We start from the raw sequence: 6406 nt of genomic DNA, 5'->3' as shown, positions 1-6406 counted from the left end.
ACCTGACCGAGTGGCGCGAGTTCCGTGAGCTGGACCCCGAGAAGCTGGGCGCGGTCGCGGCGCGCCACGGCTCGGGGTCCAGTGCGTTGCGGCCGTCCAGCAGCACCCGCCGCGCCGCGACCGCGCCCAGCTTCTCGGGGTCCAGCTCACGGAACTCGCGCCACTCGGTCAGGTGGAGCACTATCTCCGCCCCGCGCACGGCGTCCTCGGCCGTCTCCGCGTAGCCCAGCGTCGGGAAGACCCGCCGCGCGTTCTCCATGCCCTTGGGGTCGTACACGGTGACCTGGCCGCCCTGCAGGTGGATCTGCCCCGCGACGTTCAGCGCGGGGGAGTCGCGGACGTCGTCCGAGTCCGGCTTGAACGTGGCGCCGAGCACCGCGACCCGCTTGCCGAGGAACGGCCCGCCGCCCAGCGCCTCCCGGGCCAGCTCCACCATCCGGCCGCGCTGGCGCATGTTGATGGAGTCGATCTCCCGCAGGAAGGTCAGCGCCTGGTCCGCGCCCAGCTCGCCGGCGCGCGCCATGAACGCGCGGATGTCCTTGGGCAGGCAGCCGCCGCCGAAACCGATGCCGGCCCGCAGGAATTTCTTGCCGATCCGGTCGTCGTAGCCGATCGCCTCGGCCAGCTTGGCGACGTCGCCGCCCGCCGCCTCGCACACCTCGGCCATCGCGTTGATGAACGAGATCTTGGTGGCCAGGAAGGAGTTCGCCGAGGTCTTCACCAGTTCGGCGGTGGGGAAGTCCGTCACCACGAACGGCGTGCCCTCGGACAGCGGCGTCGCGTACACCTCGCGGAGCAGCTTCTCGGCCTGACCGCCGCGCACGCCGACCACGATCCGGTCCGGGTGCAGGGTGTCGTCGACCGCGAAGCCCTCGCGCAGGAACTCCGGGTTCCAGGCCAGCTCCACGTCCGCGCCGCCCGGCGCGTGCTCGGCCAGGTAGGCGGCGAGACGGTCCGCCGTGCCCACCGGCACCGTGGACTTGCCGACGACCAGCGCGGGACCGGTCAGGTGCGGGGCCAGCGAGGCGATCGCGGAGTTCACGTAGCTCATGTCGGCGGCGTACTCGCCGTGCCGCTGCGGGGTGTTCACGCACACGAAGTGCACGTCGCCGAAGGCGCCGGCCTCCGCGAAGTCCATCGTGAAGCGCAGCCGGCCGGAGGAGCCCTCGATCCCGGCGACGTGCTTGCGCAGCAGGTCCTCGAGACCGGGCTCGTACATCGGGACCTCGCCCCGCTGCAGCATGTCGATCTTCTCGGGGACGACGTCCAGGCCGAGGACCTCGAAGCCGAGCTCGGCCATGGCCGCGGCGTGGGTGGCGCCGAGATAGCCGGTGCCGATCACGGTGATCTTGAGGGCCATGGATGCTCCTGGTGGTGACGTCCGTGCGGGTCCGCGTGCCTGCTGCGCGCCGACCGAGCATAACCGGGGGTGCGCGAGCTCCCGCAGGGGAAGACCCTGGAACGCGTCACCTCTGTCGTCAACCTCACGGTGCCGCGGCGCGGGAGACGGCCTAGGATTTGGCTACTAAACGGTAGTTAACTGAATGTCCCCTCTTCTTTGTTCTCTTGGAGCGTGAGAGACCTTGGCCGGATCGGCTGACTTCGACCTGTACCGCCCGTCCGAGGAGCACGACATGCTCCGCGAGTCGGTGCGTGCCCTCGCCGAGGCGAAGATCGCCCCGTACGCCGCGGCGGTGGACGAGGAGGCCCGCTTCCCCCAGGAGGCGCAGGACGCCCTGGTCGCCAACGACCTGCACGCCGTGCACGTCCCCGAGGAGTACGGCGGCGCGGGCGCCGACGCCCTCGCCACGGTGATCGTGATCGAGGAGGTGGCGCGCGTGTGCGCCTCGTCCTCGCTGATCCCCGCGGTGAACAAGCTGGGCTCGCTGCCGGTGATCCTCTCCGGCTCCGAGGAGCTGAAGAAGAAGTACATGACCCCGCTCGCCAAGGGCCGGGGCGGCTTCTCCTACTGCCTCTCCGAGCCGGACGCCGGTTCGGACGCGGCGGGCATGAAGACCCGCGCGGTGCGCGACGGCGACTTCTGGGTGCTCAACGGCGTCAAGCGCTGGATCACCAACGCCGGCGAGTCCGAGTTCTACACGGTGATGGCGGTCACCGACCCCACCAAGCGCTCCAAGGGCATCTCCGCCTTCGTCGTCGAGAAGTCCGACGAGGGCGTCTCCTTCGGCGCCCCGGAGAAGAAGCTCGGCATCAAGGGCTCCCCGACCCGCGAGGTCTACTTCGACAACGTCCGCATCCCCGCCGACCGCATGATCGGCGAGGAGGGCACCGGCTTCGCCACCGCGATGAAGACGCTGGACCACACCCGCATCACCATCGCCGCCCAGGCCCTCGGCATCGCCCAGGGCGCCCTGGACTACGCCAAGGGCTACGTCCAGGAGCGCAAGCAGTTCGGCAAGCCGATCGGCGACTTCCAGGGCGTGCAGTTCATGCTCGCGGACATGGCCATGAAGATCGAGGCCGCCCGCCAGCTGACCTACGCGGCCGCCGCGAAGTCCGAGCGCGGCGACGCGGACCTCACCTTCCAGGGCGCCGCGGCGAAGTGCTTCGCCTCCGACGTCGCCATGGCGGTCACCACCGACGCCGTGCAGCTGCTGGGCGGCTACGGCTACACCCGTGACTACCCGGTCGAGCGCATGATGCGCGACGCCAAGATCACGCAGATCTACGAGGGCACCAACCAGGTCCAGCGCATCGTCATGGCGCGCAACCTGCCGTAGGTCCCGGCACGACATGCGAAGGGCGCCCCGGCCGCACGGCCGGGGCGCCCTTCGGCGTTCCGAGGGGTGACCTCGGTGGCGTCAGTTCCCCTTGACCGTGACCCGCTCGTCGTTCTTCAGCTGCTCGACCAGCTTCTTGACCTTGGCCTTGTCCCAGACCAGGTTGCCGCCGCTGGAGCCGGATATCGGCATGTTCATCGACGTGCCCTCGCCGCCGGTGACGCCCTTCATCGCCCAGAACATCGAGGCCAGGTCGAACAGGCCGGTGTCCTCGCTGACGATCAGGGTGTCCAGGCCCGCGCTCAGCGTCGGGTAGAGGCGGAACGGGTTGAGGACCGTGCCCGGGGTGGCGGCCTGGTTGGCGAGCGCGGAGAGGAACTTCTGCTGGTTCTTCGTCCGGTCCAGGTCGCTGCCCGCGAAGGCGTACCGGGTGCGGACGAAGGCCAGCGCCTCCTCGCCGTTCAGGGTCTGCTTGCCGGCCTCGAAGTCGGCGCCGGAGTTCTTGTCCTTGAACGCCTTGGGGATGTCCATCTCCACGCCGCCGACCGCGTCCACGATGTTGGCGAAGCCGGCGAAGCCGATCTCCACGTAGTGGTCGATGTGCAGGCCGGTGTTGTACTCGACCGTGCGCACCAGGAGCTCGGGGCCGTCCATGGAGTACGCGGCGTTCAGCTTGATGCGCTTGCCCGTGCCGGGGTACTCCTTGCCGGACTCGGAGCCCTTGAAGCTGGGGAGCTCCACGTCGGAGTCACGGGGCAGGGATATCAGCGTCGGGCCGTTGCTGCCGGTGTGCAGGATCATCATCGAGTCCGTGCGCTTGCCGTCGGCGGAGCCGGTGTGCAGGCGCTTCTTGTCCTCGTCGGACATGCCGTCGCGGCTGTCGGAGCCGACGATGAGGTAGTTGGTGCCGTCGCCCGCCTCGGGCCGGTTGATGACCTTGGAGAGGTCGACCTCCTCGCGGAGCTTGGAGTCGGCCCAGAAGTAGGTGCCGACCGAGATCACGAGCAGCGCGACCACGACGGTGGTCAGCGTGCGCTTGATCCTGCGGCCCCAGTCCGGGGTCTCGCGGTAGCCGCCGGTGTACCCGCCGTCGTCGTAGCCGCCACCGCCCTGGCCCTGGCCGCCGTAGACCTGGCCGGTGTTGTAGTCGCTGTCGTACCCGGGGTCGTACGGGGGCGAGGCGGGCTGACGCGGCACACTGCCGCCGTACTGCGGAGCCTGGCCGGGGTAGGGGCCGGACGGCTCGCGGCGGACCTGGCGCATGACGCGGGCGGGCTCGGGCTCGCCCGCGGTGCCGCCGCCGTAGCGGTCGCCGCGGTTGTTCTCCGACCATCCCTGAGGCCACTCATTCATGAGCGACAGTGTGCACGCTCGGACGGGGCCCTCAGAAGGCCTGTGGAAAACCCGGGGCCCGGCTGTTGCGAACCCGACACATGAACCCGGGCAAATCGGGCGGGGGGATCGATCCGGCATAAGGTGGAGGGCATGACAGAACAGGCCCTGACCTCCGATTCCGGCATAGCCGCGGGCAAGCCCGCGTCCGCTTCCCGCCTCACGCTCAGCCACATCATGACCCACCACGACACCAACCTCCTGGGTACCGTGCACGGCGGTGTGATCATGAAGCTGGTGGACGACGCCGCGGGGGCGGTCGCCGGGCGGCACTCCGAGGGGCCCGCTGTCACCGCGTCCATGGACGAGATGGCGTTCCTCCAGCCGGTCCGGGTCGGGGACGTGGTCCACGTGCGCGCGCAGGTGAACTGGACGGGGCGCACCTCGATGGAGATCGGGGTGAAGGTGCTCACCGAGCGGTGGAACGAGTCCGTGCCGCTGAGCCACGTGGGGTCCGCGTACCTGGTGTTCGCGGCGGTCGACGAGGGCGGGAAGCCGCGGCCGGTGCCGCCGGTGATACCCGAGACGGAGCGGGACCGGCGGCGGTGTCAGGAGGCGCAGATCCGGCGCAGCCACCGGCTCGCGCGGCGGCGGGCCATCCTCGAACTCCGCCAGGAACGCACCGCCGCCGGCTTCCCCGACTGACCTTCCCCACGAGGGGCCGGCCCCTTCCGACCGGCCCTTCGGCAAGGGCGGGGGAGAGGTGGCCCGGCCCCCGCGGGAGGGCTACTCGCAGACGACCTGGTCGCCCGTGACGACGCCGTCCTCGCCCCGGTAGGGGTCTTCCGCCCGCACCCGCCGCACCTCACGGAAGTCCGCCCCCGCGAGGACCCGCAGCGTCGGCCCCAGCCCCGGCCGGGCCCGCAGCTCGCTGCCGGGGAGCGCCGCCGCCAGGGACCGCGCGGACCGGTCCCAGCGGGGGTCGTGCAGCACCACCGTCCGCCGCACCCCACGGTCCGCCGCGTTCACCGGCGCCTTCGTCGTCGCGAACCCGGTCGCCGCCAGCCCCGCGTCCACCCGCTTGCCGAGCCCCGGCGTCATGGTCCCGTTCTCCACCTGGACCCGGATCTGCTCCGGCGCCACCGGCACCCGCACCGCCTTGGGCCGCTTCGCGACGTGCGGCGTCAGCGGCCGGTCCGCGCGCAGCGCCGCGAAGATCCGCCGCGCCTTCCCGTCGTCCCACTTGAGCGTCTCGCCGGCGACGCCCCGCGCCCGGTACTTCCGGTCCGCGATCGGCACCGTCGTGAACTCCGACGAGGACGGCGAGAAGTGCCGCATCGCCCGCCCCAGCTCGATCATCTCGCCGGCCCCGAAGCCGCGGTCCGCCCGCACGGACCTGAGGACCGTGCCCGCCACGTCGCGCAGCTTGACTGGGTTGAGCAGCACCCCGGAGGAGGTGGCCTGCTCGATCAGCGCCGCCAGGAACCGCTGCTGCCGGTGCATCCGCCCGAAGTCGGAGGCCGCGTCCACGTGCCGGGAGCGGACGTACTGCAGGGCCCGCCCGCCGTCCAGCCGGTGCTGCCCGGGTGCCAGGTCCAGCCCGGTGTGCGAGTCCTTCAGCGGGTCGACGGTGCAGATCCGCACCCCGCCCAGTACGTCGACGGTGCGGATGAAGCTGGTGAAGTCGACCTCCACGTAGTGGTCGATCTTCACGGCCGTCATCCGCTCCACCGTCCGCACGGTCAGCTGCGGTCCGCCCTCCGCGTAGGCGGCGTTCAGCCGCACCGGGTGCGCCGGGCGCTCTTGGCCGGTGGCGGGGTCGGTGTACGCGGGCGCCACCGCGAACGAGTCGCGCGGCAGGCTCACCACGCTGGCCCGGTCACGGTCCTCGGAGATGTGGACGATCATCACGGTGTCCGTGCAGTGGCACGGCTCGCCCCCGAGGCGGTACCGGCGCCGCGCCTCCGCGGAGATCTTGTCCCGCCCGTCCGTGCCGACCACCAGGACGTTGGTGCCGTTCCCGTCGTGCGGACGGTTCTTCATGTCGCGGAACGGGTCGATCCGCGCGATGCCGTCGTCGATCCCGGAGAGGACCCAGTGCCCCACGCCGGCCAGGGCGAGGACGGTCACCGAGACCGCGGTCACCATGCGACCGCCCCATCCGCGCCGCCGTCCCGCGGGCCGCCGCGGTCCGCCCCGGCCGCGGTCGGGGCCGCCCGTCCTCCGCGGCGGCACGCCACCGCCGCCGGAACCCCACCCGGAACCCCACCCGGAGCCCCGCCCCGAACCGGGGCCGCGACCGGTCCGGGTACCGCGCCCGGCGACGCCTCCTC

5 protein-coding genes are annotated in these 6406 nt (G+C 71.5%); 2 read left to right on the top strand and 3 right to left on the bottom strand.

Features of this window, described 5'->3' with window-relative positions; all coding sequences use genetic code 11:
• A partial coding sequence (locus tag ACOV8S_RS00165; RefSeq protein ID WP_448315127.1) for a UDP-glucose dehydrogenase family protein occupies positions 1-1360 on the bottom strand: 1360 nt, incomplete at its 3' end.
• A 223-nt stretch (positions 1361-1583) separates the two neighbouring features.
• Between ACOV8S_RS00165 and ACOV8S_RS00160 the strand changes: the two genes are divergently transcribed.
• Positions 1584-2741 (top strand): acyl-CoA dehydrogenase, encoded by a 1158-nt coding sequence (locus ACOV8S_RS00160; RefSeq protein ID WP_448315125.1) that lies wholly within the window; start codon positions 1584-1586, stop codon positions 2739-2741.
• 81 nt (positions 2742-2822) lie between these two features.
• Here ACOV8S_RS00160 and ACOV8S_RS00155 read toward each other — a convergent pair whose 3' ends face one another.
• Positions 2823-4094: an LCP family protein gene (locus tag ACOV8S_RS00155; RefSeq protein WP_448315123.1), complete on the bottom strand. Its 1272-nt coding sequence runs from the start codon at positions 4092-4094 to the stop codon at positions 2823-2825.
• Positions 4095-4226: 132 nt separating this feature from the next.
• Between ACOV8S_RS00155 and ACOV8S_RS00150 the strand changes: the two genes are divergently transcribed.
• The gene (locus tag ACOV8S_RS00150) at positions 4227-4778 is read left to right on the top strand and encodes an acyl-CoA thioesterase (RefSeq protein WP_351113495.1); all 552 of its coding nucleotides are present in this window, start codon (positions 4227-4229) and stop codon (positions 4776-4778) included.
• Between the two features lie 81 nt (positions 4779-4859).
• Here ACOV8S_RS00150 and ACOV8S_RS00145 read toward each other — a convergent pair whose 3' ends face one another.
• A complete protein-coding gene (locus ACOV8S_RS00145; protein ID WP_448315120.1) occupies positions 4860-6221 on the bottom strand; it encodes an LCP family protein in 1362 nt (453 codons plus the stop codon).
• Between the last annotated feature and the right edge of the window lie 185 nt (positions 6222-6406).

It is taken from the genome of Streptomyces sp. CO7, from assembly GCF_053474865.1.
This window is presented reverse-complemented; position numbering and strand designations above follow the sequence as displayed.

Coding starts and splice junctions, on each gene's coding strand:
- ACOV8S_RS00155 (WP_448315123.1), bottom strand. CDS start 4,094: ATGAATGAGTGGCCTCAGGGATGGTCGGAGAACAACCGCGGCGACCGC.
- ACOV8S_RS00150 (WP_351113495.1), top strand. CDS start 4,227: ATGACAGAACAGGCCCTGACCTCCGATTCCGGCATAGCCGCGGGCAAG.
- ACOV8S_RS00145 (WP_448315120.1), bottom strand. CDS start 6,221: ATGGTGACCGCGGTCTCGGTGACCGTCCTCGCCCTGGCCGGCGTGGGG.